The sequence below is a fragment of the Vibrio sp. 10N.247.311.14 genome (assembly GCF_041467715.1).
Lineage (GTDB): Bacteria > Pseudomonadota > Gammaproteobacteria > Enterobacterales > Vibrionaceae > Vibrio > Vibrio crassostreae_C.
Genome location: NZ_JBFSVE010000002.1, coordinates 107,392 through 132,916, shown reverse-complemented (window position 1 = coordinate 132,916; position 25,525 = coordinate 107,392). Strand labels below are relative to the sequence as shown.

The window sequence follows — 25,525 nt, the reverse complement described above, 5'->3', positions numbered from 1 at the left end:
TTCGGAACCGCCGTATGCGACCCACGCTTGTACGGTGGTGTGAGAGGACGGAGGCCGTGAGGCCTCCTCCTACTCGATTCATCTGTTGTAGAAGATCCCCAAGTCGCTCGTTCCTCGCTCTTGAGGATGACGACTTTTTAAAATCACGCTCTATATCATTAGTTGGTTAGATAAAATTGCGTGTTCCGCCATTCCCTAGACTGACGAAGGAAGGAGTAGGGAATCTCTAACAAAGAGAGCGTATCCGTTATAGTACCCCCATTCCTTGCGCTTCTAACATATCGACTAGATCGATCAGCGGTAAGCCGATCAAAGTATTTGGGTCTTTCCCTTCCATCTGTTTAAACAACGCGATGCCTAACCCTTCACACATAAAGCTACCTGCGCAGTAATAAGGCTGCTCTTTTTCAACATAACTAATGATCTGTTGCTTAGTTAAATCGCGGAAATGCACTACAAAGGTGTCGAGACGTGTGTCAGCTTCATTGGTTTCGTTGTTCCAAACCGAAAGCCCAGTATAAAAAGTAATGCTCTTGCCGCTTTGACGAGATAACTGCTCGATCGCTTTTTCTCGAGTGTGAGGCTTACCAATGATCTCTCCATCAATTACGCAAACCTGATCAGAACCAATGACTAAGCTAGGTTGCTCCACAACACAAGACTTAGCTTTGGTCTCAGCAAGGCGCATTACCAGCTGTTGAGGCGTCTCTTCAGGAAGCGGCGTTTCATCGCAGTCTGGCTTGGCTGTAATGAAGCTTAACTGTAGTTTTTTGAGGATCTCTTGCCTAAATGGTGATGTAGAGGCTAAAACTAGTTGGTAATTTCTCATTTTAATTTACAATTCAAGGAAGCATTTATCTCAGGATAACGTAACTTGTCCTGCTATTCATAATGCTCTGAATAGGAAAGGCAGGAAAGTACATTTTTTTTGCCATTTCCTTTGACTAAACACGATTTGGAAGATAAGATTCGCGCCCTATGCAAAAGGAAAAAATACCGCGTACAGTTGATCCGGCAAGAACGGCTCAAAAACGACTCGATATGGATGGTATCATCCAGGTCAGTCTTTTGAAGCGTTTAACTGAAGCAACTGAAGGCGTAAAACGTGACGCGCAAGTCTCAATGTCATTTGGGCTTGATGAACAACGATTAGTCGTTATCTCTGGTAAAGCTAACGTCGAAGTCGATTTAGAGTGTCAACGTTGTAATGAGGTTTTCGCACATGAGTGCGATGTCCAATTTACTTATACTCCTGTTTACAGTGAGAAAAGTGAAGAGGAAGCACCGGAAGAGTACGATTTGGTAGATCTGAACGAGTACGGTGAGTTAGACCTGATTCAATTAGTTGAAGACGAGTTCATCCTTGGATTGCCACAAATAGCAATGCACGACGATGCGAAATGTAGCGTTAACTCAAATAACTTGGTGTTTGGTGAACTTCCTGAAGAAATTGAGGAAGACAAAAAGCCGAATCCATTTGATGTTTTAAAAAGCTTAAAGAAGTAATTGCTTCTTTAAGAATTTACATAGGAGTAGGGTCAATGGCCGTACAAAAGAGCAAGAAATCACGTTCAATGCGTGGCATGCGTCGTTCACACGATGCGCTAACTACAGCTGCACTTTCTGTAGACGCAACTTCAGGTGAAACTCACCTACGTCACAACGTGACTGCCGAAGGTTTCTACCGCGGCAAAAAGGTTATCAACAAGTAAGGTTGACCTTTGCAAAATCTAACCGTTGCGCTTGATGCAATGGGCGGGGACTTCGGTCCTCGTGTAACAGTGCCTGCCGCCGTGCAGGCACTGTCGTATTTCCCAGAGCTAAAAGTCATTCTAATAGGTGATCGAAACGCGATCACATCTCAATTATCTTCATTAGGTCGAATGCCTGATTCTCGTTTGAGTATCCAGCATTGTGATCGAGTCATTTCCAATTCTGAAAAACCTTCACTAGCCTTACGTAATAGTCAGGGTAGCTCTATGCGTGCCGCTATCGATCTGGTTGCCGAATCACAGGCTGATGCTTGTGTGAGTGGTGGTAACACTGGCGCATTGATGGCTTTATCCCGTTTCAGACTCAAGCTTCTTCCCGGTATTGATAGGCCTGCATTGGTTTCAGCTTTGCCTACTGCATCCGGAAATCGCACATGGATGCTTGATTTAGGGGCGAACGTTTCTAGTGACGCAGATTCACTCTTTCAGTTTGCTGTCATGGGCAGTGCATTAGCAGAACAACATTTAGGTCGCGCACCACGTGTCGCTATCTTGAATATCGGTGCAGAAGAAATTAAAGGTAATGACCTTGTAAAACGATGCGCTGAAATGTTGTCTAATACTCAGTCTGTGAACTTCATAGGCTATATTGAAGGTAATCAATTACTTCAAGATGCTGCTGATGTCGTCGTATGTGATGGTTTTGTGGGCAATGTCTGCTTAAAAACGTGCGAAGGTACGGCTCAGCTCTTTATTGATAAGCTAAAAACGCGCATGATGGCTTCAACAATAAAGGGTTGGATAGCCAGAATGCTGTTTTCTGAGCTATTTACTGAATTAAAAACCTTGAACCCCGACCAGTATAACGGCGCAAGTTTGTTAGGATTGCGCGGCATTGTCATTAAAAGTCATGGAAGTGCTGATGTGTCTGCAGTCGTCAACGCGATTGGTGAAGCAGTACACGAGGTCAAACGACAAGTCCCCAGCCGCATTAGCGATCGTTTGGAAGCGGTTTTACTCGAGAGGCATTATTAGTCTTCATGTATAGCAAAATTTTAGGTACTGGCAGCTACTTGCCATCTCAGGTGCGTACTAACGCAGACTTAGAGAAAATGGTAGAGACTAGCGATGAGTGGATCGTTGCTAGAACGGGTATTAAAGAGCGTCGTATTTCAGCGGAAAACGAAACCGTTGCTGATATGGCGTTTTACGCTGCTGAAAATGCCATTGAAATGGCAGGTATCGACAAAGAAGAGATTGATTTAATCATCGTTGCGACAACCAGCAGTAGCCACACATTCCCGTCTTCGGCATGTCAGGTACAAGGCAAGCTTGGTATCAAAGGCTGCCCTGCGTTTGATTTGGCTGCAGCGTGTTCTGGTTTTGTCTACGCACTGTCTGTTGCTGATCAACACATCAAGACTGGCATGTGTAAGAACGTTTTGGTAATTGGTGCTGATGCACTGTCAAAAACCTGTGATCCGACTGACCGCTCTACTATCATCCTATTTGGTGATGCAGCAGGCGCGGTGGTTGTAGGCGCAAGCGAAGAGCCAGGTATTTTGTCTACTCATATTTACTCTGATGGTAAATACGGTGAGCTTCTAAGCCTAGAAGTACCAGAGCGCGGCGGTGATGCAGACAAATGGCTGCACATGGCGGGCAACGAAGTATTTAAAGTGGCGGTAACTCAGCTTTCTAAGCTAGTTAAAGACACCTTAGCGGCGAACAATATGGATAAGTCAGAGCTTGATTGGTTAGTTCCACACCAAGCGAACTACCGTATTATCTCGGCAACCGCTAAAAAGCTGACGATGTCGCTTGATCAAGTAGTGATTACTCTTGATAAGCACGGCAACACGTCAGCAGCTACCGTACCAACGGCCCTAGATGAGGCTGTTCGCGACGGGCGAATTAAACGTGGTCAAACGCTTCTACTTGAAGCATTTGGCGGCGGCTTCACTTGGGGTTCTGCGTTAGTTAAATTCTAACCCTAAGCGATAATCAACAAACAAGGCACATAACTTATGTGCCTTATTCAATTTTTTGCTTTGCTTAAAGGAAAATTACAATGAGCAAATTTGCTATCGTATTCCCAGGCCAAGGCTCTCAAGCTATCGGTATGCTTGCTGACCTAGGCGAACAGTATGATGTTGTTAAAAAGACATTTGCTGAAGCTTCAGAAGCACTTGGTTACGATCTATGGGCATTGGTTCAAGATGGTCCTGTAGAAAATCTAAATGAAACTTTTCGCACTCAACCGGCTCTATTAACAGCGTCTGTTGCAATTTGGCGTGTATGGCAAGAGCTTGGCCTAGAGCAACCTGTAAATCTAGCAGGTCACAGCCTAGGTGAATATTCTGCTCTTGTATGTGCCGGCGTTATCGACTTTAAAGAAGCGATCAAGCTGGTTGAACTACGTGGTCAACTGATGCAAGAAGCGGTTCCTGCAGGTGTTGGTGCAATGTACGCAATCATCGGTCTAGACGATGAAGCGATTGCTAAAGCGTGTGAAGAAGCTGCGCAAGACGAAGTTGTGTCTCCAGTTAACTTTAACTCTCCTGGCCAAGTTGTTATCGCGGGTAACAAAGCTGCAGTAGAGCGTGCTGGTGCACTTTGTAAAGAAGCGGGCGCTAAGCGTGCACTTCCGTTACCTGTTTCTGTGCCGTCTCACTGTGCACTGATGAAGCCAGCAGCAGATAAGCTAGCAGTGGCTCTAGAAGCTCTAGAGTTCAACACGCCAGCATTGCCTGTTATCAATAACGTTGATGTTATTGCTGAAACAGACCCTGCAAAAATTAAAGACGCACTTGTTCGTCAGCTATACAGCCCAGTTCGTTGGACTGAAGGTGTACAAGCGATGAATGAGCAAGGCGTTGAGAAGCTACTTGAATTAGGCCCTGGTAAAGTTCTTACTGGTCTAACAAAACGAATCGTAAAAACTATGACAGCTGCTGCAGTTAATGATACTGCATCACTAGAAGCTGCTAAGTAAATAACCACTTAATAGAGAAGTTATGATGAATTTAGAAGGCAAAGTTGCACTAGTTACAGGCGCAAGCCGTGGCATCGGTCGTGCAATCGCTGAACTTTTAGTTGAGCGTGGTGCTAAAGTTATCGGTACTGCGACATCTGAAGGCGGCGCAGCTGCAATCAGCGAGTACCTTGGTGAGAACGGTAAAGGTCTTGCTCTTAATGTAACGGATACTGACTCAATTGCTGCTACACTGAAAACCATCAACGATGAATTCGGTGCGATTGACATTCTAGTTAACAACGCAGGTATCACTCGTGATAACCTACTGATGCGTATGAAAGACGACGAATGGAATGACATCATCGATACTAACCTAACTCCTATCTTCCGCATGTCTAAAGCTGTATTGCGTGGCATGATGAAGAAGCGTCAAGGTCGTATAGTAAACGTTGGTTCTGTAGTAGGTACAATGGGTAACGCTGGTCAAGCTAACTACGCAGCTGCAAAAGCAGGCGTAATTGGTTTTACTAAATCAATGGCTCGTGAAGTTGCGTCTCGTGGCGTTACAGTGAACACTGTAGCTCCTGGTTTCATCGAAACTGACATGACTAAAGCGCTAAATGATGACCAACGTGCAGCAACTTTGGCGAATGTACCAGCAGGTCGACTAGGTGACCCTCGCGAAATCGCTGAAGCTGTGGTATTTTTGGCGTCACCTGCGGCAGCTTATATCACAGGTGAAACACTTCACGTCAATGGCGGTATGTACATGGTGTAAATTATGTGCAACATTTGTGCATGATTTAAGTCAAGATCATACGTAATTTCGGTTAAAATCGTGAAAATTGTGGTTTGACCAGAAAAGTTGACCTTGCAACTTTCAATAGATTGAATAAACTACGGAAAACATCGCATAAAGCGAACTCTGTAAAGGAAAAGAAAAAATGAGCAACCTCGAAGAACGCGTAAAGAAAATCATTGTTGAACAGCTAGGTGTAGACGAAGCTGAAGTTAAAAACGAAGCTTCTTTCGTTGATGACCTAGGTGCAGATTCTCTAGACACAGTAGAGCTAGTAATGGCTCTAGAAGAAGAATTTGACACTGAAATCCCAGATGAAGAAGCTGAGAAAATTACTACTGTTCAAGCAGCTATCGATTACGTAACTAGCGCTCAGTAATAATCTCTCCCAGGCGGTCACCTCGACCGCCTGTGTTTTATCTAACTCATCTATCCTCATCTTAAATCACCTCAATCCCCGGAGTGTAAAATCGTGTCCAAGCGTCGTGTAGTTGTCACTGGCATGGGTATGTTGTCACCGGTAGGCAACACTGTAGAATCTTCTTGGAAAGCCCTGCTAGCTGGTCAAAGTGGTATCGTTAATATCGATCATTTTGATGCAACCAATTTCTCAACTCGTTTTGCAGGTCTAGTTAAAGACTTTAACTGCGAAGAGTATATGACTAAAAAAGATGCTCGTAAGATGGACTTGTTCATCCAGTACGGCGTCGCAGCAGGTATTCAAGCTTTAGATGATTCAGCCCTAACTATTACTGAAGAAAACGCTCCACGTGTGGGTGTTGCTATCGGTTCTGGTATTGGTGGTCTTGGTTTGATCGAAGCCGGTCACCAAGCTCTAACTGAAAAAGGCCCTCGTAAGATCAGCCCGTTCTTCGTACCGTCGACGATCGTGAATATGATTGCTGGTCACATGTCTATCATGCGTGGCCTACGCGGTCCAAACATCGCGATTTCTACTGCATGTACGACTGGCCTACATAACATTGGTCACGCGGCTCGTATGATTGCATACGGCGATGCAGACGCAATGCTAGCGGGTGGTGCTGAAAAAGCATCAACTCCACTAGGTATGGGCGGTTTTGGTGCGGCTAAAGCACTTTCTACTCGTAACGATGAGCCTCAAAAAGCTTCTCGTCCATGGGACAAAGGCCGTGATGGCTTCGTTCTTGGCGACGGTGCAGGCATGATGGTTCTTGAAGAGTACGAACATGCGAAAGCTCGTGGAGCTAAGATTTACTGTGAGCTAGTTGGCTTCGGTATGTCGGGTGACGCTTACCACATGACATCTCCAAGTGAAGATGGCTCAGGTGGCGCACTAGCAATGGAAGCGGCTATGCGTGATGCTGGCATTACTGGTGAACAAATCGGTTATGTAAACGCACACGGTACTTCGACTCCTGCAGGTGACGTAGCGGAAGTTAAGGGCATCAAGCGTGCTCTTGGCGAAGCAGGCAGCAAGCAAGTATTGGTTTCTTCTACGAAATCAATGACAGGCCACCTTCTAGGTGCTGCTGGTTCTGCTGAAGCTATCATCACGGCTATGTCTTTGGTTGACCAAATTGTTCCACCAACAATCAACCTAGATGATCCTGAAGAAGGCTTAGATATTGACTTAGTACCTCACACTGCGCGTGAAGTTAGCAACATGGAATATGCTGCATGTAACTCATTCGGTTTCGGTGGTACAAACGGCTGTTTGATCTTCAAAAAGATTTAATCATCTTATTAAAGACGTAAACACTCGTAGATAGTCACAATTAGACTTGTTTTTAAACGGCTTGATGCTTTAGCATTGAGCCGTTTCTTTTTATGGGGAAAAACATGTTTTGGGTTGATGGAGAAAGCCAGCAAACTATCGATATTTTGGATCGCTCGTTTCAGTACGGAGACGGCTGTTTTACGACAATGCTCGTGAGTGATGGTGAGATACAACATCTTCACGATCATCAGCACCGTGTCGACGAGTGCCTTAAAGCACTACGCATTTCTGCTCTTGATTGGGATGTTGTTAGTCTTTGGCTCGATACTGCGCTTCAACACATCCAACATAACGCTCTTCATGGCACAAAGAGCCTTGATGGTTCAAAGAAGCTCCATAACGCCAACAAGCCTCATAATCAAAAAGCAGGGATCAAGCTGCACGTTAGTCGTGGAGCGGGTGGGCGTGGCTACAGTACCAAGAATATCGCCAAGCCGACAATCACCATCAGTACCTTTGATTACCCAAGCCATTATTCAGCGTGGCAAGACTCCGGTGTTGAACTCGGTATCTGCCATCAAGCGCTAGGTTTGAGCCCACTACTGGCTGGCCATAAGCACAATAATCGCCTTGAGCAGATTTTGATGAAAGATGAAATGGATCAAGCTAATGAAGTGGATGGTGTGGTTCTTGATATATCGGGCAATGTGATTGAAACCACCATGGCCAATCTGTTCTGGCGCAAAGGTCAGTCGATATACACACCTCAACTCACTCAAAGTGGTGTCGCGGGGGTTATGCGTAAGCAAGTGTTAACCGCGCTGAATCAGGCTGAACTTTCCGTTACAATTAGTGACTACTGCTTATCTCAACTCATGCAAGCTGATGAGGTTTTCATGACAAACTCCATTTTAGGGGTTGCCCCAGTTACCCGTATTAGTGATACCCAATTTAACATTGGAACCGTTACTCGTAGCCTTCAAGGACAACTAAACTCGTGATCAAAAAGTTATTTATTTTTATTATCTTGTGCTTAATTGCAGCCGGTGCTGCTGGTTTTTATGTTTACAACCAAGCGCAAGATAACCTGAAACAAGTTATTCAATTAGAAAAACCACAAGTCGTGACTGTTGCTTCAGGTAGCAGCTTTAACCGCGTTCTAGCCCAGTTGATTAACGAGGGGCTGTTTGAGGCTTCTCCTTACGAGAAATTAATCCGTAAGTTACATCCTGAGCTTGTAGACGTAAAAGCGGGTACTTTCCTGCTTGAACCGGGTTTAACCTTAGAGCAAGCGCTACAGGTGCTTGTAGAAGGGAAAGAACACCAGTTTACTATTACCTTTGTTGAAGGCAGTCGTTTTGACGAATGGCTTGTTCAGCTAAAAGACAGCGAATTCATTCAACAGACATTGGATGGCGTTTCTGAAAAAGAGATCGCTGAAAAGTTGGGTATTGAAAACGAAAAGCTAGAAGGTCTCTTCTTAGCAGAAACGTATCACTACACCTACGGCACCACTGATTTAGATTTGTTGAAGCGCGCGCATCGAGACCTAATGAGCGTGGTGAATGAAGAGTGGGAAAATCGAGCGGATAAGCTGCCTCTTAAATCGCCATACGAAGCGTTAATTCTTGCATCTATCATTGAGAAAGAGACCGCTGTTGCGTCAGAACGTGAGCGTGTTTCTTCTGTGTTTGTTAACCGTCTAAACAAGCGTATGCGTTTGCAAACTGACCCAACGGTTATCTATGGCATGGGTGACAGCTACGATGGCAACATCCGTAAGAAAGACTTACGCACGCCAACGCCTTACAACACCTATACAATGAGTGGCTTGCCACCGACACCTATCGCTATGGCAGGCAAAGCGTCTATCAACGCGGCGTTGAATCCAGAGAAGAGCAACTACTTGTATTTCGTTGCGAGTGGAACAGGTGGTCACGTATTTTCAAAGAGTTTGACTGAGCATAACCGTGCAGTGCGAGCTTACTTAAAGCAATTAAGAAAAAACAGATAAAGAAATAATTATGAATCAGTCGAAATTTATCGTGGTTGAAGGCCTTGAAGGCGCTGGCAAAAGCACAGCAATCAATGCCATCGTTGAGACATTAAAAGCATCGGGTGTTGAAGATATTGTTAATACTCGCGAGCCGGGTGGTACTGTCTTAGCTGAAAAGATGCGTTCATTGGTTAAAGAAGAGCACGAAGGCGAGAAGCTTCAAGACATGACTGAATTGCTGTTGATGTATGCAGCACGTGTTCAATTAGTCGAGAACGTCATCAAGCCGGCGCTCGCCAATGGTCAATGGGTATTGGGTGATCGTCATGATATGTCTTCACAGGCATACCAAGGTGGTGGTCGCCAGATCGCGCGCACGACTATGGAATCACTGAAAGCAACCACGCTAGGCGGCTTTAAACCCGATCTAACGCTATATTTGGACCTAGACCCTAGAGTAGGGCTAGAGCGTGCTAGAGGCCGTGGTGAGCTTGATAGAATTGAAAAGATGGACATCTCATTTTTCGACCGCACGCGTGAGCGCTATCTAGAAATTGCAGAACAAGATGATTCTGTACTTGTGATTAACGCGCAGCAAGAAATTGAGCAAGTAGCCGCTGATATTAAAGTCGCGCTAACTGCTTGGCTCGACAAACAGTAGGTAGTCATGGCTGAAGTGTATTCTTGGCTCACACCGGTATGGAGTGAGTGGAAAAAAAGTCTCGATGCGGAGCGTTTTCCTAACTCTGTGATTGTTAATGCACCGGAAGGGCTCGGCGTTGATGCTTTGATTAGCCAACTTACCGACGCATTGATGTGCACGAACTATGAAAGCGAGTCGTGCGGGTTTTGCCACAGCTGTGAGTTAATGAAGTCGGGCAGTCATCCTGATTTTCATGTGATCTCACCCGAGAAAGAAGGTAAGTCGATCACGGTTGATCAAGTGCGTGCCAGTAACCGCTGGGCTCAAGAGTCTTCTCAGTTAGGTGGTTTGCGCGTTATTTTGCTTAACCCTGCTGAAGCAATGAACGAATCGGCTTCCAACGCACTATTGAAAACTCTGGAAGAGCCATCAAGCAAGTGCATCTTCATTCTGTCTACTCGTAACAGTAATCGCTTAATGCCGACTATTATTAGCCGTTGTCAGCAATTCAATGTGGTTAGTCCGCAGTTAGAGACAGCATCAGCGTGGTTAGATGGTGAAGTGGGCAAAGCGGTACCGCAGTATATTTTAGCACTCAATGACAACGCGCCTTTAAAAGCAAAAGCGATGTTTGAGCAAGGTGGCGTTGAAGCTTCAACAAAAGCGCTCGATGGCTTTGTGAATGTGATAAAAGGCACTCAACCTGACATGCTAAAGTTCTCTACAGAGCTTAGCAAAGACCCTTTGATTCAACTTGGCTGGCTTTGGCATCTATTGTCAGATGTACAGAAGCTGCATTTTGGTTTGGCGAATCAGGCTTTCACTCCGAGTGCGAAAGCACTGTGTGAGGCGATGTCTTATCAAAGTGCTTATGCAGCATCGAATAAACTGCTGACATTGATTGAGCAGTTAAAGCAACACCCTGGGCTCAATACGGAGCTACTCATAATGAATTGGCTGATAGCCACTTGCGAGGAAACATGTTCGTAGATTCCCACTGTCATTTAGACAAACTGGATTACCAAGATTTACACACCAGCGTAGAAGATGTGGTTAACAAGGCGAAGGCTGCTAATGTAGACCAATTGCTTTCTGTCGGTGTGACACTCGATTCGTTTGAAAATATGCTCGAGATGATCTCGCCGTTTGATAACGTTAAAGCCTCTTGTGGCGTTCACCCTCTCGATGTTGAAAGTGATTTCAGCCTAGAGACAATGCGTGAATACGCGAGCAACCCTAAGGTTGTGGCGATTGGAGAGACAGGTTTAGATTATCACTACCAACCAGAGACGGCGGAGCTGCAACAGCTACGATTTAAGCAGCATGTTGAGTTAGCCGTTGAGCTGAATAAACCTTTGATCATTCACACTCGTAACGCACGTGAAGACACATTAGCTATTTTACGTGATGGCGGAGCTGAGAAGTGTGGCGGTGTGATTCACTGCTTTACCGAAGATCAAGCATTCGCAGAAGCAGCAATGGAACTAGGTTTCTATATCTCAATTTCAGGCATTGTGACCTTTAAGCAGGCTACAGAACTTAAAGAAGTTGTTAAAAACCTACCGCTAAACAGGTTGCTGATCGAGACGGATTCTCCATACTTGGCGCCCATTCCATATCGTGGAAAGCAGAATCAGCCTGCATATGTCGTCGAAGTGGCGGCCTACATTGCGCAATTAAAAGGTGTGTCGATGAAAGAGGTTGCCGAACAAACGACCAAAAATTACCAAAAACTTTTTTTGCGATAAAAATCTAAGTAAACAAATAAAAGGGAGCAAAAGCTCCCTTTTTGTATTTTTGATCACCAAAAATACGTTTTTTTTTAATGTTTACGAATTATGTTGAACTTGAGAGCGCTAATTATAACATTTGTAATTTTGTTACTAAAAATAACATTCGCTCCTATTTTATTTACCCAGTAAAATAATAGGGCTCTTGAAAAATACTTATATATTTCAATGCATTAAACACTTGTAAAGCATTGCATTTCTAGATTTGACATGTGATCCAAGACGTGTTTTGGAACTAAATTTCGTAAGTGACTAGAAAGTTAGTTCCCCATCAATATATATTTAGCGGCAGAAAATATAATGCAATACATGGTTACATTTTCGCAGGGTGCTAACATATAGGCTACGGGGGTGTGCCGTTAGAACCCAATATAATTATTTTATCTTTATCAGGAGCATAAACATGTTTAAGAACCTTTTTGCTAGCCTGCAGAAAGTTGGTAAGTCTCTGATGCTTCCAGTATCAGTTTTACCAGTTGCGGGTATTTTGCTAGGTGTCGGTGCAGCAGATCTTCCTTTCATTCCAGAAATCGTTTCAAACTTAATGGAACAAGCTGGTGGTTCAGTATTCGGTCAAATGGCACTACTGTTCGCAGTAGGTGTTGCACTTGGCTTTACTAACAACGATGGTGTAGCGGGTCTAGCTGCTATCGTTGGTTATGGCATCATGACTGCTACACTTGGCGTAATGGCTGGTGTAATGGGCGTTGATAAAATCGATACTGGTGTACTAGGTGGTATCCTAGTCGGTGGTGTTGCTGCTTGGGCATTCAACCGTTTCTTCCGTATTCAACTACCAGAGTACCTTGGCTTCTTCGCTGGTAAGCGTGCTGTGCCAATCATCACAGGTTTCTCTGCGATTGGTCTAGCAATCCTACTATCTGTAGTATGGCCACCAGTTGGCGGCGCTATCTCTGCGTTCTCTGATTGGGCTGCTCACCAAAACCCACAAGTGGCGTTTGGTATCTACGGTATCGTTGAGCGTTCTCTAATTCCATTTGGTCTTCACCACGTTTGGAACGTACCTTTCTTCTTTGAAGCTGGTACTTGTGTAAACGCTGCTGGCGAAACTCAAAACGGTGTTCTTACTTGTTACTTAGTTGCTGATGACGCATCTCGTGCAGCGGGCAATGGCTTCGGTCAGCTAGCTGGTGGTTACATGTTCAAGATGTTCGGTCTACCTGCTGCTGCAATCGCGATTGCACACTCAGCTAAGCCTGAAAACCGCGCTAAAGTAATGGGCATCATGGCTTCTGCTGCGTTGACTTCATTCCTAACGGGTATCACTGAACCAATCGAATTCTCTTTCCTATTCGTTGCTCCAGTACTGTACGCAATCCACGCTCTACTAGCTGGTTCTGCATACGTTCTTGCGAACACTCTAGGTTTTGTACACGGTACATCTTTCTCACACGGTCTAATCGACTTCCTAGTTCTATCTGGCAACGCGTCTAAGATGGGCCTAATGGTTGTATGTGGTATTGCTTACGCTGCAATTTACTACATCGTATTCCGCACTGTGATTAAAGCTCTAGACCTTAAAACTCCAGGCCGTGAAGACGAGACTGAAGAAGAGTCAGTTGCGACTGGTTCTGAACTTGCTGGTGAGCTAGTTGCTGCATTCGGTGGTAAAGCGAACATCACTGGTCTTGACGCTTGTATTACTCGTCTACGTGTTGCAGTAGCTGATACAGCTCTTGTTGACCAAGACAAGCTGAAGAAACTAGGCGCTGCAGGTGTTGTAGTAGTAGCGGGTGGCGTACAAGCTATCTTCGGTACTAAGTCTGACAACCTTAAGACAGACATGGATGAGTGGATCCGTAACAACGGTTAATTCTCTGATTCAATAAATTGAAAGGAGGCCGAAAGGCCTCCTTTTTTGTTTTCTGCTCTATGAAAGATCTATTGTGCTTAATCTCCATTAACTCAGGTACTTATCATTCAACTCGATCATTTGATGGTCGTTCCCAAATTTTTCGTGTCTTTTATCTTTTACCCAGCGATGACACCTTTTGCTGAGATTCCAGTAGACTTCCGTTTTTTAAATACAGTCTGAGAATATTATGAAACATCGTTACTTGATCGGCCTTATGTGCTGCAGCGGAGCCTCGTTTGCTCAAGCTTCTGAAGCTCCAGCTTTGGAAGTTGGACTCGCCATTGACCAAGACCTGAGTGTCGTTGTGGAATTTGATCAGAAATACCGTGCTACGATTGGCAATGACGGCGCTGCCTTTGATTACATTTTGAAGCGTGGTCAGTTCGAGACTGAAGCTCCGTTGAGCTGGTACGTCGGTGCTGGTGCTTGGGCTGAATGGAATGACGACTTTGGCTTACGCTTGCCGTTAGGCGTGAAAGTGAATTTCTACGAAGGTTGGAATGCTTACGCTCAAGTTCACCCTGAACTCGATATGTATAAAGGTGTTGAGTTGCAAGTGGGCGGCGCTTTAGGTGTTACCTATAAGTTCTAACCTGAACTAAAACCGTTTTAATAATGAAAAAACCAGCATTTAGCTGGTTTTTTAGTTTGGGCCGATCTTATATTTTTGCTTCATTGAGCCGCTTAGAAAGTAAAACTCAGTCCGACATTGGCTTGGAATTGGTTCATCCAGTCGGTATCAAAGCGAATGATGCACTCTTGCCCGTTATTTGGGATATTACAAACACCGGAGGTATCGTTGTCGACAACCGTGCCTAACCAACGTACTTGTGTGTTCAACGCTAGTCGGTCACTAAATTTGTACTCTAAGCCACCAAAGATAGAAGTTGAGAATCCATACTTATCTTTTGCCCAGTCTACATCGACGTAAGAAGCACCCAGGCCTAGCCCTAGATAACCCGACAACACAGGCGAAGCAGGGTAGTAGATGCTGCTTTGAAGGTGCAGGTATTGGATGGAGGAGCTTAGGTTAAGCGTTTCTAATTCCGAGCTCTGATTGGAGTAGAAGAAGCCGATGCGTCCTTTTTCAAGTGGCGTTTCAATGGCAAAGGTGTAATTTTCAGAGCCTTTCATGTCATAGGTTTTACCGTCCTGGTCTTCGACACTGCCACCGCCGGTATAACCTACCATAGGTGTAATGATGATCTCCGGCGAAGCATACGCGCTTGAAACGGAGAGAAGCGTAATCAGTGCCATCATATTTGCTTTGTTATTCATGAGTATATCCTTATCCATACACTTACTAATTGTGATGGTTACATCAATATTGTGCGACTAATTTCGACGATTCTTGAAGATACTTCACACACCTGATAGTACTTAAATAGAGACTCGACAAATTAATAATAAACCAGAGGTGTCTATGGACCATAATCTGAAAAATGCCCTACAAATTACCGTGTTTATCTACATGATCATTCTTTCATTTGGCTTTATTGCGATTGGTAGTTAATACCATCTATTGCGAGGCTGAGTTTTGATACTCAGGGAATAATGAATAGTGGGATTATAACCAATATTGATACAGCAATAGACTTGGATTATTACGCTAAGTTTATTGCTGGAAAAACAGCACTGGTCGCTCAAGGTGGCGGACAGAGAAGTATTTTTACTTCTGGAGTGCTGGATGCCTTTCTTCTCTCAAATTTTGACCCCTTCGACGAATTTTTTGGTACCTCAGCAGGTGCTCTCAACTTATGTGCTTATCTGTGCCGTGATAAAGGCCTTGGACGTTCTTTTGTTCTCGACCTCACAACCTCACCAGAGTTCTTCAATCTCTTTTCCTATATACGACACAGAAAGAACCTAGGATTAGAATGGGCGCTAGAACAAATCATGGCTTACCCATATAAGCTCGATCTGGATTTAGGGCGACAAACGCTAGGCGATCGCCACTTCTATGCGGCTGTAACGGATTCCAAAGACTTACGAGACCACTACTTCCCATTATTGGGCGAAGATTGGTACAAGGTGATGATTGCGACCTGTGCTATTCCTCGCTTGTACAATGACGAAGTCTTTATTGGTGACAGTGCTTATGTGGACGGTGGTGTATCGGCGTGTATCCCAGTTCAGGAAGCGTGGCGAAGACAAGCTCGTTCTATTGTGGTGATTCGTACTGAGCCAGTGGTGGAGGAAGGTAATACCCATTTGGTTGAAGCACCAGTTAAGGGATCTTCAGTCAAAGCGCCTAAACCTATATCTGCAGAAGAACTGGAGTGGTTCCGCGAATCTTTCGACAGTGTTCAAGGCCATTGGCAACAGAAAGTGGAACAGTGGAAAACCGACTGGACCTCTTTCTTCCAACAACAAATTATGCGCTCAAAAGAGCAGAAGCGTGACCGTGGGCATTTAGACCTGCTGAACGGTGGTCGCTGGCTATTTGGTGCAGATGATATTTATCGCTTAAGTCATTTAATCGGAGATAAGTTTGATTCAGGGTTGGCTGACATGCTGATGGTGCATTATCAGACCTACTCATTGACTCAGGATTTTTTGAATTCGCCACCAGACGACGCGTTTGTGGTTCAGATAGCACCTAGTCAAACGCTTAAATCGAGCTCATTAATGAGTCATAAAGATGATTTACTGCATGATTACGAATTGGGTTTAGAAGCCGGTTACCGATTTGTGGAGACCTATACCTCAACGGAAAACGCTCGCAACTCGCATATGCCACAGTTAGCCACCATTGCTGCGGGTAACTAATTCCCGAAGTTGATGAGCTAGAATGCTGTGAGCTCGTTATGCTGTTTAAGCAGATTTTAGTGAGTCGTGTTCTGAAATGAAAAAGGGTTATTGAACTTGGTTCGATAACCCTTTTAAGTTTTCGAGATTAGGCGAATCGTTTCGCCTTAAGGTCAAATATTAGGTGACAGGCAAGATTCTCATACAGTTGGTTGACCCTGCTACATCCATAATGTCGCCTTGAGTGACGATCACTAGGTCACCAAACTTAAGGTGTCCTTTCTCTTTCAAGCAAGTGAGTGTAGATAGTGCAATGTCAAAGCTGTCTTCGGCTTCTGTCTCGAAGTAGATTGGTGTCACACCTCGGTATAAGGTACAGCGATTAAGCGTTCCTTCGTTACGAGACAGCGCGTAGATCGGCATGTCGGCACTCAGGCGAGACATCATCAATGCGGTGCGGCCTGACTCGGTGAGAGTGACAACGCCTTTAATGCCTTCCATATGGTTTGCAGAGTAGATGGTCGCCATCGAAACGGTTTCTTCGGCAGTAACAAAGGTGCGGTCAATACGGTAATTGGATTGGTTATTAATGCCTGCCATTTTTTCCGCACCAATACAGACTTCAGCCATCGATTTTACGGTCTCGACTGGGTAGTCACCAGCTGCAGTTTCACCAGACAGCATCACAGCATCGGTGCCATCGAGTACGGCGTTGGCAACATCCATAACTTCGGCACGGGTTGGCATTGGCGCAGAAATCATTGATTCCATCATCTGAGTTGCGGTGATGACAGTTCGGTTAAGCGCTCTGGCACGGCGTATAAGCTGTTTTTGTACTCCGACTAACTCAGGGTCGCCAATTTCCACTCCGAGGTCACCACGAGCCACCATGACCACATCTGAGGCCATTATGATGTCATCCATGTTCTCAACTGTAGCTACTGTCTCTGCTCGCTCCACTTTTGCGACGAGGTGAGCTTCTAAGCCGGCTTCTCGTGCAAGCTGACGAGCATAGTGCATGTCTTCACCATTACGAGGGAAAGACACCGCTAGGTAATCCACTTTGATTTGTGCGGCGGTGACGATGTCGCGCTTGTCTTTTTCTGTTAGCGCTTCTGCGGAAAGGCCACCCCCTTTTTTGTTGATGCCTTTGTTATTTGAGAGTGGGCCGCCAATGATGACTTCGGTATGAACGCGACAGCCTTCCACTTTGGTTACTTTGAGTTGAACACGACCATCGTCAAGCAACAGTATATCGCCGGCGGATACGTCGTTAGGCAGTTCTTTGTAATCAAGGCCAACGGCTTCTTGATTGCCTTCACCTAAACCTAGGCTGCTATCGAGAGTGAACAGGTCGCCTACGGCAAGTTGGATTTTGCCATCTTTGAATGTCGACACACGAATCTTGGGACCTTGTAAGTCTCCGAGAATGGCGATTTGAGTACCGTGTCTTTTTGCTATTGCTCTGACTTTTTCTGCGCGTTGTATATGGTCGTCGCTGGTGCCGTGAGAGAAGTTCATACGAACAATATTGGCACCGGCTTTGATGATCTCTTCAAGCACGTTACCTTTATCAGTAGAAGGGCCTAGCGTTGTGACGATTTTCGTTTTTCTTAATTCGGCTGTCATGAATACTCCTAGAGTGAGGCCAAGTAATCTTTTAAAAGACTGAATTAAGTATATGCATTAATTGATAATTTATTGGGAGCTAGGAGGATATTTCTTGATTTGCCTTTAATTATTGAATTCAGGGCTCAAATGCGATGTTTTATTCTGAAAATTAAGTCGCAAATTATCGATGTGGGTATTAATTTTCCTCGAACTATTTGACTCGATACACAAAGATTCATGTATATACGTGATACTGGTCACGGCGATATACCAAGTGACTTCACAATTACTTCGCAAAGTAAAAAAATTACCTCGTTGATGATTTCTGGAGCGTAAAATGTACATGGCTCAACCGGGCCATATTGATCATATCAAACAGGTCAATGCTGGTCGTGTATATAAACTAATTGACCTTAAAGGTCCTATTTCTCGTATCGATCTGTCCAAGCAAAGTGAGTTGGCTCCGGCGAGTATTACTAAAATTACCCGTGAACTCATTGAAGCTCACCTTATTCACGAAACGACGGTTCAAGAAGCCACGACTCGTGGGCGTCCTGCTGTCGGTCTGCAAACCAATAACGAAGGTTGGCAATTTTTGTCGATGCGTCTTGGTCGCGGATACTTGACGATCGCGCTCCATGAATTGGGCGGCGACGTGCTTATCGATACCAAGATTGATATCCATGAACGTGATCAAGACGATGTGCTTGCGCGTCTTCTCCATGAAATCGATGAGTTCTTCCAAACCTATGCCGAGCAACTCGACAGGGTGACGAGTATCGCTATCACACTGCCAGGTCTGGTGAATTCAGAGCAAGGTATTGTGTTGCAGATGCCGCACTATAACGTTGAAAACTTAGCGTTGGGGCCGGAGATCTACAAAGAAACCGGTTTGCCAGTTTTTATTGCCAATGATACCCGAGCGTGGGCATTAGCAGAAAAGCTGTTTGGTAACTCACAAGACAACGACAACTCTGTTCTTATCTCGATTCACCACGGTTTAGGTGCCGGGATCATTCTTGATGGTCGCGTTCTGCAAGGACGTCACGGTAACATCGGTGAGTTGGGGCATATCCAGATCGATAAAGAAGGCAAGCTTTGCCACTGTGGTAATCGAGGCTGTTTAGAAACGGTGGCGAGTTCTCAGGCAATCCGTGAGCAAGTCAAAGAGCGATTGGTAAATGGTGAAGAATCAACGCTAACGGTGTTTGAAGACGTCACTATTGAACAGATCTGTGCTGCCGCTGCTAATGGGGATCCGCTGGCTGTCGAAGTGATTGAACAGTTAGGCCGTTATCTAGGTTCTGCGATTGCGATTGTGATTAACCTGTTCAACCCAGAGAAAATCTTGGTGGGTGGTGTTATCAATCAGGCGAAGAGCGTGTTATACCCGGCGATTCAAAAGTGTATCGAAGAGCAGAGTCTATCGGTTTACCATAAAGACTTAGAGCTGGTGGAATCTCGTTTTTATAAGCAGGCAACCATGCCAGGTGCTGCGCTCATCAAGCAGGCCTTATACGATGGCCAACTGTTAATGAAAGTTATTGAAGGTTAACCCCTTTTTCTCGTCTTGTAGCCTTACCTTGAACCTTTCCATGTACTTAAGCTTTGTATAACATCATTTGTTGTACTTAGTTTAAGCATTCTGTGCATTGGCGCTTTGCTTTAACCTATTGAAGTAGGCTATTGTAGCCACAGTTATTATTTGTCACTAAGGTGTTGTATGTCTGGCGTTTTAAATTCGGTTGATCAGAGAACCAAACTGGTCGGTGAAAACCGTCTGGAACTCTTGTTATTCAGCTTAAATAGTCGTCAACTATTTGCGATTAACGTATTTAAAGTGAAAGAAGTCCTCAAAGTGCCAGTACTCACTCGCTTACCGGGCTCTCATCATCATATTACGGGTGTTGCGTCTTTACGTGGTGAATCGGTGCCTGTTATCGATTTACGCAGTGCTATTGGCTTTCCGCCATCTCGTGCGGAGTCTCAAGAGAGCAACCTGATTATTACGGAATACAACCGAACCGTACAAGGTTTCTTGGTTGGGCAAGTTCGTAATATCGTGAACACGACATGGACAGAAATCCAGCCGCCGCCAAAGACAACAGGCCGTGCAAACTACCTAACCGCTATTACGCATATTCAAGAAGAAGAGCAGCACAAGATCGTCGAGATCATCGATGTTGAGAAAGTGTTGGCTGAGATCATTGATTACGATGTCTCGATCTCTGAAGGCGTTTTAGATGAACAATTAGCTCAGGAGATGATAGGACGCAATGTGCTTATCGTTGATGACTCTTCAACAGCGCGTAACCAGATCAAAGGCACCTTGTCGCAGTTGGGTTTGAACATTATTGAGTGTTGTGATGGCTTAGAAGCACTGACCTTACTTAAGGGCTGGTGTGATGAAGGCAAAGACATCAATCAAGAAATATTGTTGATGATCACCGATGCTGAAATGCCTGAAATGGACGGCTACAAGCTGACACACGAAGTACGTACTGACCCAAGAATGCATGACCTATTCATCACGCTAAATACTTCATTAAGTGGAAGTTTTAATGAAGCTATGGTTGAGAAAGTAGGGTGTAACCGCTTTATTTCTAAGTTCCAGCCAGACCTCTTGGTTGAAGTGACTCAAGAGCGAATGCGTCAGATTTTATAATTAATGCTGCTGTACGGTTTGTTTTGAGTGACCTTATAGAAAACGCTTGCTAATATTCACGCAGCATATTTTTCTTAACGAAATATGCTCAACTACTAGCGTAATTTTTCACACACAATCTAAGGTAGTTCCTCTTAATGATATGGTTAACGTCTAAAGTCGTCATGACTTTGAGCTTATTACTGTATAGGGAATTTAAGAAAAGACGTACGGAAGCTGAAGTTGAGTCATAACTCAACAATTGGAATTGAAGGGAAGCGGATGCTTCCCTTTTTCGTTGCTCTTTCTTTCGTTTCTTTAGCCAAGGACCGATTGAGGACAATTGCTACTTCGCTAATGAAAATCCCGAGATTTGGTTTTCAAACCAACAATTTCATCGGTAATATCGATAAGTTTCCCCGCGATAACATGCACAACTTCTCCTTCTTTTTCTAATATCCCTTGTACTTTTAACGCCTTGGCTGTGAGATAAGCTTGTTGTTGAGCGCGCGCGGTTGCTCCCCATACCACGACATTAATATTGCCAGTGCTATCTTCTAGCGTGACAAAGGTGACACCTGTCGCGGTTCCGGGAGATTGTTTGCCTGTGACTAATCCGACAACGGTGACCATAGATTTGTGTCTTTGTTGTATTAAATCTTTCATGTGTGTGAATCGACCTAATCGTCCTGCTTCTTCGAGCAAAGTGATGGGGTGCTTGTTCAATGAAATTCCGACACTGGTGAAGCCTTCGAGTAGATCTTGCATCTCATTGGGCTTGTGCAGTACATGTTCGTCATGTCCTGCCTCAGCATCGTCATAGGCTTGGCTAAACAGAGGTAAATCCGACGCCGAGTCCATGATCGCCCAGCGAGTCTGGAAGCGGTCTCCAGAAACGTTATGTAGCGCATTGGCCGATGCCAGTAGCTCGATATCTTTCTTATTCATCGATAACTGTTTCACCTGACTAGGGTGGCGATAACCGGATGGTGGACGATTGGCGAGCACGCTTTGAATTCCATGCTCGCTGAATCCTTTGATTTGTCGCAGCCCTAAGCGAATCGCTAGACCATTCTGATGAGAGACAACCGTGTGGTCGTTTTGAGAAGCGTTCACACATATCGGAAGTATCACCACATTGTGTCGTTGTGCGTCTTGTACCAATTGTGAGGGGCTATAAAAGCCCATGGGTTGGCTATTCAACAGAGAAGCGTAGAAACATTCAGGGTAGTAGCACTTCAACCAAGCTGAGCAATACGCTAACACCGCAAACGAAGCCGAGTGGCTTTCAGGAAAACCGTACTCGCCAAAGCCGCATATCTGTTTAAAGATCTGCTCAGCAAACTCTGTCTCATAGCCGCGCTTTTGCATTCCTTCGATGAGTTTGTTTTTAAACTTAAAGACGTTGCCATTTTTCTTCCAAGCGGCCATTGCCCGTCTGAGTTGATCTGCTTCTCCGCCTGTGAACCCTGCAGCCACCATAGCGAGTTTGATCACTTGCTCTTGGAATATCGGTACACCTAAGGTGCGCGACAGTACTGATTCCACGTCTTTAGATGGATAACTGATTGGCTCAATGCCATCTCGACGCTTGAGAAACGGATGCACCATATCACCCTGAATAGGGCCTGGGCGTACGATAGCGATTTGAATCACCAAGTCGTAATAAGTCTTCGGTTTAAGCCTTGGCAGCATGCTCATTTGTGCGCGTGACTCAATTTGGAATATCCCGACTGTGTCTGCTCGCTGAATCATGCCGTAAACCTGAGGATCGTCCTTAAGGCGAGTGATCTCAGCAATGGTCAGTGATCGCCCGTGAATACGTTTGATCAGGTCGAAACATTTACGAATCGCAGAGAGCATACCCAACGCGAGCACATCAACTTTCAGCAAGCCTAAGGTTTCTAGATCATCCTTATCCCATTGGATAATGGTTCGATCGTGCATCGCTGCATTTTCGACGGGAGCCAGCTCATACAAAGGCCCTGAGGATATGACAAAGCCACCGACATGTTGAGATAAGTGACGTGGGAAGCCGATAATCTCATTAACCAAGTGGATAAACTGCTGCCCCTTCAAAGAATCAGGTTGTAGCCCTAATTGAGTGAGCTGAGCCTGCCAACCTAAGCTTTTGTCCCTGCGATTGGTGTTCTTGATGAAGTAGTCGAGCTGAGTTTCTTGTAGCCCTAATGCTTTCCCCACATCTCTCACCGCACTTTTGAAGCGATAAGAGATGACTGTTGCAGCAAGTGCAGCCCGTTCTCTACCGTATTTTTTATAGATGTATTGGATGACTTCTTCACGACGTTCGTGTTCAAAATCGACATCAATATCAGGCGGCTCATCGCGCTCTTTACTGATGAAACGCTCAAACAGCACCGAGATCTGTCTTGGGTCGACAGAGGTGATTTCTAAGCAGTAACAGACCACGGAATTGGCCGCTGAACCTCGACCTTGGTAAAGAATGCCTTGGCTTTTGGCAAACATCACGATGTCATGAATGGTGAGAAAAAAGAAAGGGTAGTCAAGCTCGTCAATTAATCCCAATTCTTTATCTATGATTTGTTGGATGTCGTTAGGTACACCTTGTGGGAAGCGAGTCTGTTTTCCTTTTTCGACCAACATGCGCAGATAACTCATGGGTGTCTCCCCTTGAGGAATCAGCTCACTGGGATATTCGTATCGCAAGCTATTTAAATCAAATTCACACAGCTCAGCGATACGGTTGCTCTCTTCTAGCCACTCCGCTTTGAAGATATGAGAGAGCTTATTGATACTCCGTAAACAGCGCTCGGCATTAGCGAGTAAGTGACTGCCCACTTCGGTAATGGGCTTTTGGTACTTTATCGCAGTGAGTGAGTGCTGCAAGGGTAAGCGATTCGCATTGTGCATCAACACACCACCACAAGCTGTAATCGGCAGTTGGTGATGTTGTGACAGCTCAACGCAGTAATCTGTGTACTGCGGGTCGGTTTGCTTTAGGTGTCTTTGTAAGCCAATCCACAACCGACCTGAATGATGCTGGGAGAGCCATTGCCCCCAGTGTGCGTCTTCATTTTTCTGTTGAGGAAGCCAAAGAATAAAGCAGTGCTTAGCTGACATGATGTCCCACTCAGAGAGCTGATAATGTCCCTTGCTGCTACGACGTCTCGCGTTGGTAATAATACGGCACAGCTCGGCGTAGGCTTGTCTGTTTGGGCATATCAAGACCACTTGGCACTCTTCATTTAGCCAAAACATGCTCCCGACAATTTGCTTGAGCGACAGTTTATGTTGCTTGATCGCAGAGTGAACCTTAACGATGCCCGCGACTGAGCACTCATCAGTAACCGCGAGTGCTTTGTAACGCAAGAAATCGGCCTGTAAAACAAGCTCCTCTGCGTGTGAGGCTCCCTTAAGGAAGGAGTAATTGCTTTGGCAAAATAGCTCTGAGTATTGCTGAGACATAACGTAATCTCACTTAACCATTGCGAGTGAACATGATTGAAAAGGGACGCTGAAATTGAATAAGTAGAACGGAGGAGCTAACAAAGTTTCTTGCTGACTTACGTTCTTACCGACTAGCTAAATAAGCCGTGCAAAAACCACTGTTTATCTGGCGTTCTAAATATCCAGAGCCACCGACCGTTTTCGCTGTGAGCAATAAAGTAGTCACGAATGACCTTCTCTCCGTCCCACCAGCCAGACACAATGCGCTCTGGGCCTTGAGATAAGGTGACGCTTTCGGTTAAGGCTTCGGGCTCTGGCAGTAAAATACTGGGCCTGAGCCGCTGTTGAACGACGCTGAGAGCTATGGTTTGTTGCTCGCTCTCTGGGGGTGTTTGCCTTTTTGTCACAGACTTACTCAGTGTTGGGAGCGAATACTGATTGGCCTTTTCTGGCCTTGGGTCGTGCTGTATTTTTGGTGTTTGAATACAGGCTTGTCCAAGCTTTGCTTGCAGTAGTGAGAGCAAATCTAACGCGGCAAGTGTTCCGGTATTACCATCAAAAAGATCATGGTAGGCCATTTGGGGTTCTCCATGACGAACCAAGCTGAGGGTCAGTCCTTGAACCGGTGCGGTGAGCTTGAGTGACTCTAAGGTGAGATGAGTAAGGTTCGCCCATTTTTCAGCAAGGTAATCACCTTGTGCCGAATAAAAAGAGACAGGGTGATCGTCTTTATCTCTTAGGTGTAAAGTCAGAGTTAACTCGAAAGCCACTCGATCGCGTAGCTTCAAAAAACACTCGAGTTGATTCAGTAATTTCAGCAACGGCTTTTCGATAAATAGGATGTTTTCAATATCAAACAACAGCTCCAAATATTGCTGGAAATTCTCTGGTGGGTGATAGAAATCAATTGGGTGCTTGAACTGGCCGTTTAGGCGACCGACATAATTGACCAAGTCGATATCAAAGCGGCGTGCGACCTCTTGCAAAGGCAGCTTTAATAGATCTTCAACGATGTTGATACCGACACGGTTCAGGCGTTCAACTTGCTTGGTCGGTAGCTCACTGGAATTCAATGCTTGTTGATTGACCCAAGTTTTCATCTGCTCAATATTGTTTGTTGCTTGGTTGATCGCTTGCTTACCCAAAAGGATCGCAGAAAGCGGCGAATAACCCGTAGCGAAGCTGAACTGGATATTGAGCGTTTCTAAGTGGCTTTTGAGCTCATGCCAGTAGTTATCTAGCCCGTCGTAAAGTGACAGCATGTTAGAGGCTTTAATCAACAAACCATTAGGTGGCAATAACGCCATGTCGGAAGTGACCAAATACGCCCATTGAGCGATCTCTTTAAGCTTACTTTTCTCCAGTTCAATACTGTAAGGGTGGACGTGTAAGTTGTGGCACAAAGCTGCTGCAGACCCTAAGCCCATACCAAGCGAAATTCCCGATTGCAGCGCAGCTGGGTTTGCTTGCAGTACATGGTGATCTTTTTCATCCACGATGATAATAGGTTGTTCGCGTGAGTCTTCGCTCGAACCCAATTCATTAGAGTTAAACAAGGTATCCAACTGCAGAGATGGAAAGTGCAGATAAAGCCACAACAT

The 25,525-nt window shown here is 45.1% G+C and carries 24 protein-coding genes; 19 read left to right on the top strand and 5 right to left on the bottom strand.

Going from position 1 to position 25,525, the window contains the following annotated elements; genetic code table 11:
* Nucleotides 1–247 precede the first annotated feature (247 nt).
* Nucleotides 248–829, bottom strand: coding sequence for a nucleoside triphosphate pyrophosphatase (locus AB6F11_RS01735; RefSeq protein ID WP_017067204.1), 582 nt, complete (start codon nucleotides 827–829; stop codon nucleotides 248–250).
* A gap of 149 nt (nucleotides 830–978) precedes the next feature.
* Between AB6F11_RS01735 and yceD the strand changes: the two genes are divergently transcribed.
* The 15 genes from yceD (at nucleotide 979) to AB6F11_RS01660 (ending at nucleotide 14,084) form a co-directional block, all read left to right on the top strand.
* Nucleotides 979–1,506, top strand: a complete 528-nt coding sequence (yceD, locus tag AB6F11_RS01730; RefSeq protein ID WP_017062153.1) for a 23S rRNA accumulation protein YceD — start codon at nucleotides 979–981, stop codon at nucleotides 1,504–1,506.
* A gap of 35 nt (nucleotides 1,507–1,541) precedes the next feature.
* Nucleotides 1,542–1,712 carry a 50S ribosomal protein L32 gene (rpmF, locus tag AB6F11_RS01725; RefSeq protein ID WP_004737376.1) on the top strand — a complete coding sequence of 57 codons (171 nt, stop codon included), beginning with the start codon at nucleotides 1,542–1,544 and terminating at the stop codon, nucleotides 1,710–1,712.
* Nucleotides 1,713–1,721: 9 nt separating this feature from the next.
* Nucleotides 1,722–2,747 (top strand): phosphate acyltransferase PlsX, encoded by a 1,026-nt coding sequence (gene plsX, locus AB6F11_RS01720; protein ID WP_017062152.1) that lies wholly within the window; start codon nucleotides 1,722–1,724, stop codon nucleotides 2,745–2,747.
* 5 nt (nucleotides 2,748–2,752) lie between these two features.
* Nucleotides 2,753–3,703, top strand: a complete 951-nt coding sequence (locus tag AB6F11_RS01715) for a beta-ketoacyl-ACP synthase III (RefSeq protein ID WP_017054985.1) — start codon at nucleotides 2,753–2,755, stop codon at nucleotides 3,701–3,703.
* Between the two features lie 80 nt (nucleotides 3,704–3,783).
* Nucleotides 3,784–4,707, top strand: a complete 924-nt coding sequence (fabD, locus tag AB6F11_RS01710) for an ACP S-malonyltransferase (protein WP_017063479.1) — start codon at nucleotides 3,784–3,786, stop codon at nucleotides 4,705–4,707.
* Nucleotides 4,708–4,732: 25 nt separating this feature from the next.
* On the top strand, nucleotides 4,733–5,467 hold the full coding sequence (fabG, locus tag AB6F11_RS01705) for a 3-oxoacyl-ACP reductase FabG (RefSeq protein ID WP_029235138.1): 735 nt from the start codon (nucleotides 4,733–4,735) through the stop codon (nucleotides 5,465–5,467).
* A gap of 166 nt (nucleotides 5,468–5,633) precedes the next feature.
* On the top strand, nucleotides 5,634–5,867 hold the full coding sequence (gene acpP / locus AB6F11_RS01700) for an acyl carrier protein (protein WP_004737381.1): 234 nt from the start codon (nucleotides 5,634–5,636) through the stop codon (nucleotides 5,865–5,867).
* A gap of 93 nt (nucleotides 5,868–5,960) precedes the next feature.
* Nucleotides 5,961–7,205, top strand: coding sequence for a beta-ketoacyl-ACP synthase II (gene fabF / locus AB6F11_RS01695; protein ID WP_010437291.1), 1,245 nt, complete (start codon nucleotides 5,961–5,963; stop codon nucleotides 7,203–7,205).
* A 104-nt stretch (nucleotides 7,206–7,309) separates the two neighbouring features.
* Nucleotides 7,310–8,188: an aminodeoxychorismate lyase gene (gene pabC, locus AB6F11_RS01690; protein WP_065583975.1), complete on the top strand. Its 879-nt coding sequence runs from the start codon at nucleotides 7,310–7,312 to the stop codon at nucleotides 8,186–8,188.
* The gene (gene mltG / locus AB6F11_RS01685; RefSeq protein ID WP_102321124.1) at nucleotides 8,185–9,201 is read left to right on the top strand and encodes an endolytic transglycosylase MltG; all 1,017 of its coding nucleotides are present in this window, start codon (nucleotides 8,185–8,187) and stop codon (nucleotides 9,199–9,201) included. Before pabC ends, mltG begins: the two co-directional genes overlap by 4 nt.
* A 10-nt stretch (nucleotides 9,202–9,211) precedes the next feature.
* A complete protein-coding gene (gene tmk / locus AB6F11_RS01680; protein ID WP_017062148.1) occupies nucleotides 9,212–9,844 on the top strand; it encodes a dTMP kinase in 633 nt (210 codons plus the stop codon).
* A gap of 6 nt (nucleotides 9,845–9,850) precedes the next feature.
* Entirely contained in the window at nucleotides 9,851–10,816 is a 966-nt protein-coding gene (locus tag AB6F11_RS01675; protein WP_017062147.1) for a DNA polymerase III subunit delta', read from the top strand.
* Nucleotides 10,807–11,574, top strand: coding sequence for a TatD family hydrolase (locus tag AB6F11_RS01670; protein WP_017063483.1), 768 nt, complete (start codon nucleotides 10,807–10,809; stop codon nucleotides 11,572–11,574). The genes AB6F11_RS01675 and AB6F11_RS01670 overlap by 10 nt, the downstream gene beginning before the upstream one ends.
* A 445-nt stretch (nucleotides 11,575–12,019) precedes the next feature.
* Nucleotides 12,020–13,450, top strand: coding sequence for a PTS glucose transporter subunit IIBC (gene ptsG, locus AB6F11_RS01665; RefSeq protein WP_017062145.1), 1,431 nt, complete (start codon nucleotides 12,020–12,022; stop codon nucleotides 13,448–13,450).
* 229 nt (nucleotides 13,451–13,679) lie between these two features.
* On the top strand, nucleotides 13,680–14,084 hold the full coding sequence (locus AB6F11_RS01660) for a hypothetical protein (RefSeq protein ID WP_017062144.1): 405 nt from the start codon (nucleotides 13,680–13,682) through the stop codon (nucleotides 14,082–14,084).
* A 92-nt stretch (nucleotides 14,085–14,176) separates the two neighbouring features.
* On the opposite strand, the gene AB6F11_RS01655 is transcribed toward AB6F11_RS01660, so the two are convergent.
* On the bottom strand, nucleotides 14,177–14,770 hold the full coding sequence (locus tag AB6F11_RS01655) for an outer membrane beta-barrel protein (RefSeq protein ID WP_017067207.1): 594 nt from the start codon (nucleotides 14,768–14,770) through the stop codon (nucleotides 14,177–14,179).
* Nucleotides 14,771–14,915: 145 nt separating this feature from the next.
* Here AB6F11_RS01655 and AB6F11_RS01650 point away from each other — a divergent pair, with 145 nt between their 5' ends.
* Nucleotides 14,916–15,005, top strand: a complete 90-nt coding sequence (locus AB6F11_RS01650; protein WP_100214626.1) for a YnhF family membrane protein — start codon at nucleotides 14,916–14,918, stop codon at nucleotides 15,003–15,005.
* Between the two features lie 41 nt (nucleotides 15,006–15,046).
* On the top strand, nucleotides 15,047–16,261 hold the full coding sequence (locus AB6F11_RS01645) for a patatin family protein (RefSeq protein ID WP_017063485.1): 1,215 nt from the start codon (nucleotides 15,047–15,049) through the stop codon (nucleotides 16,259–16,261).
* Nucleotides 16,262–16,420: 159 nt separating this feature from the next.
* On the opposite strand, the gene pyk is transcribed toward AB6F11_RS01645, so the two are convergent.
* Entirely contained in the window at nucleotides 16,421–17,869 is a 1,449-nt protein-coding gene (gene pyk / locus AB6F11_RS01640) for a pyruvate kinase (RefSeq protein ID WP_017062141.1), read from the bottom strand.
* A gap of 319 nt (nucleotides 17,870–18,188) precedes the next feature.
* Here pyk and AB6F11_RS01635 point away from each other — a divergent pair, with 319 nt between their 5' ends.
* The gene (locus tag AB6F11_RS01635; protein WP_017062140.1) at nucleotides 18,189–19,406 is read left to right on the top strand and encodes an ROK family protein; all 1,218 of its coding nucleotides are present in this window, start codon (nucleotides 18,189–18,191) and stop codon (nucleotides 19,404–19,406) included.
* Between the two features lie 168 nt (nucleotides 19,407–19,574).
* Complete coding sequence (locus AB6F11_RS01630; RefSeq protein WP_017062139.1) at nucleotides 19,575–20,516, top strand: chemotaxis protein CheV; 942 nt, start codon at nucleotides 19,575–19,577, stop codon at nucleotides 20,514–20,516.
* 333 nt (nucleotides 20,517–20,849) lie between these two features.
* Here AB6F11_RS01630 and AB6F11_RS01625 read toward each other — a convergent pair whose 3' ends face one another.
* Nucleotides 20,850–23,942: an error-prone DNA polymerase gene (locus tag AB6F11_RS01625; RefSeq protein ID WP_102393537.1), complete on the bottom strand. Its 3,093-nt coding sequence runs from the start codon at nucleotides 23,940–23,942 to the stop codon at nucleotides 20,850–20,852.
* A gap of 113 nt (nucleotides 23,943–24,055) precedes the next feature.
* Complete coding sequence (locus tag AB6F11_RS01620) at nucleotides 24,056–25,525, bottom strand: DNA polymerase Y family protein (RefSeq protein ID WP_102393538.1); 1,470 nt, start codon at nucleotides 25,523–25,525, stop codon at nucleotides 24,056–24,058.

Bases quoted from the DNA above. Each gene is read 5' to 3' on its own strand.
- tmk (WP_017062148.1), top strand. From the start codon at position 9,212: ATGAATCAGTCGAAATTTATCGTGGTTGAAGGCCTTGAAGGCGCTGGC.
- AB6F11_RS01670 (WP_017063483.1), top strand. From the start codon at position 10,807: ATGTTCGTAGATTCCCACTGTCATTTAGACAAACTGGATTACCAAGAT.
- AB6F11_RS01655 (WP_017067207.1), bottom strand. From the start codon at position 14,770: ATGAATAACAAAGCAAATATGATGGCACTGATTACGCTTCTCTCCGTT.
- AB6F11_RS01620 (WP_102393538.1), bottom strand. From the start codon at position 25,525: ATGTTGTGGCTTTATCTGCACTTTCCATCTCTGCAGTTGGATACCTTG.
- AB6F11_RS01635 (WP_017062140.1), top strand. From the start codon at position 18,189: ATGTACATGGCTCAACCGGGCCATATTGATCATATCAAACAGGTCAAT.
- AB6F11_RS01735 (WP_017067204.1), bottom strand. From the start codon at position 829: ATGAGAAATTACCAACTAGTTTTAGCCTCTACATCACCATTTAGGCAA.
- pyk (WP_017062141.1), bottom strand. From the start codon at position 17,869: ATGACAGCCGAATTAAGAAAAACGAAAATCGTCACAACGCTAGGCCCT.
- fabD (WP_017063479.1), top strand. From the start codon at position 3,784: ATGAGCAAATTTGCTATCGTATTCCCAGGCCAAGGCTCTCAAGCTATC.
- ptsG (WP_017062145.1), top strand. From the start codon at position 12,020: ATGTTTAAGAACCTTTTTGCTAGCCTGCAGAAAGTTGGTAAGTCTCTG.
- AB6F11_RS01625 (WP_102393537.1), bottom strand. From the start codon at position 23,942: ATGTCTCAGCAATACTCAGAGCTATTTTGCCAAAGCAATTACTCCTTC.
- AB6F11_RS01675 (WP_017062147.1), top strand. From the start codon at position 9,851: ATGGCTGAAGTGTATTCTTGGCTCACACCGGTATGGAGTGAGTGGAAA.
- pabC (WP_065583975.1), top strand. From the start codon at position 7,310: ATGTTTTGGGTTGATGGAGAAAGCCAGCAAACTATCGATATTTTGGAT.
- AB6F11_RS01660 (WP_017062144.1), top strand. From the start codon at position 13,680: ATGAAACATCGTTACTTGATCGGCCTTATGTGCTGCAGCGGAGCCTCG.
- AB6F11_RS01630 (WP_017062139.1), top strand. From the start codon at position 19,575: ATGTCTGGCGTTTTAAATTCGGTTGATCAGAGAACCAAACTGGTCGGT.
- rpmF (WP_004737376.1), top strand. From the start codon at position 1,542: ATGGCCGTACAAAAGAGCAAGAAATCACGTTCAATGCGTGGCATGCGT.
- yceD (WP_017062153.1), top strand. From the start codon at position 979: ATGCAAAAGGAAAAAATACCGCGTACAGTTGATCCGGCAAGAACGGCT.
- acpP (WP_004737381.1), top strand. From the start codon at position 5,634: ATGAGCAACCTCGAAGAACGCGTAAAGAAAATCATTGTTGAACAGCTA.
- fabG (WP_029235138.1), top strand. From the start codon at position 4,733: ATGAATTTAGAAGGCAAAGTTGCACTAGTTACAGGCGCAAGCCGTGGC.
- AB6F11_RS01645 (WP_017063485.1), top strand. From the start codon at position 15,047: ATGAATAGTGGGATTATAACCAATATTGATACAGCAATAGACTTGGAT.
- AB6F11_RS01715 (WP_017054985.1), top strand. From the start codon at position 2,753: ATGTATAGCAAAATTTTAGGTACTGGCAGCTACTTGCCATCTCAGGTG.
- AB6F11_RS01650 (WP_100214626.1), top strand. From the start codon at position 14,916: ATGGACCATAATCTGAAAAATGCCCTACAAATTACCGTGTTTATCTAC.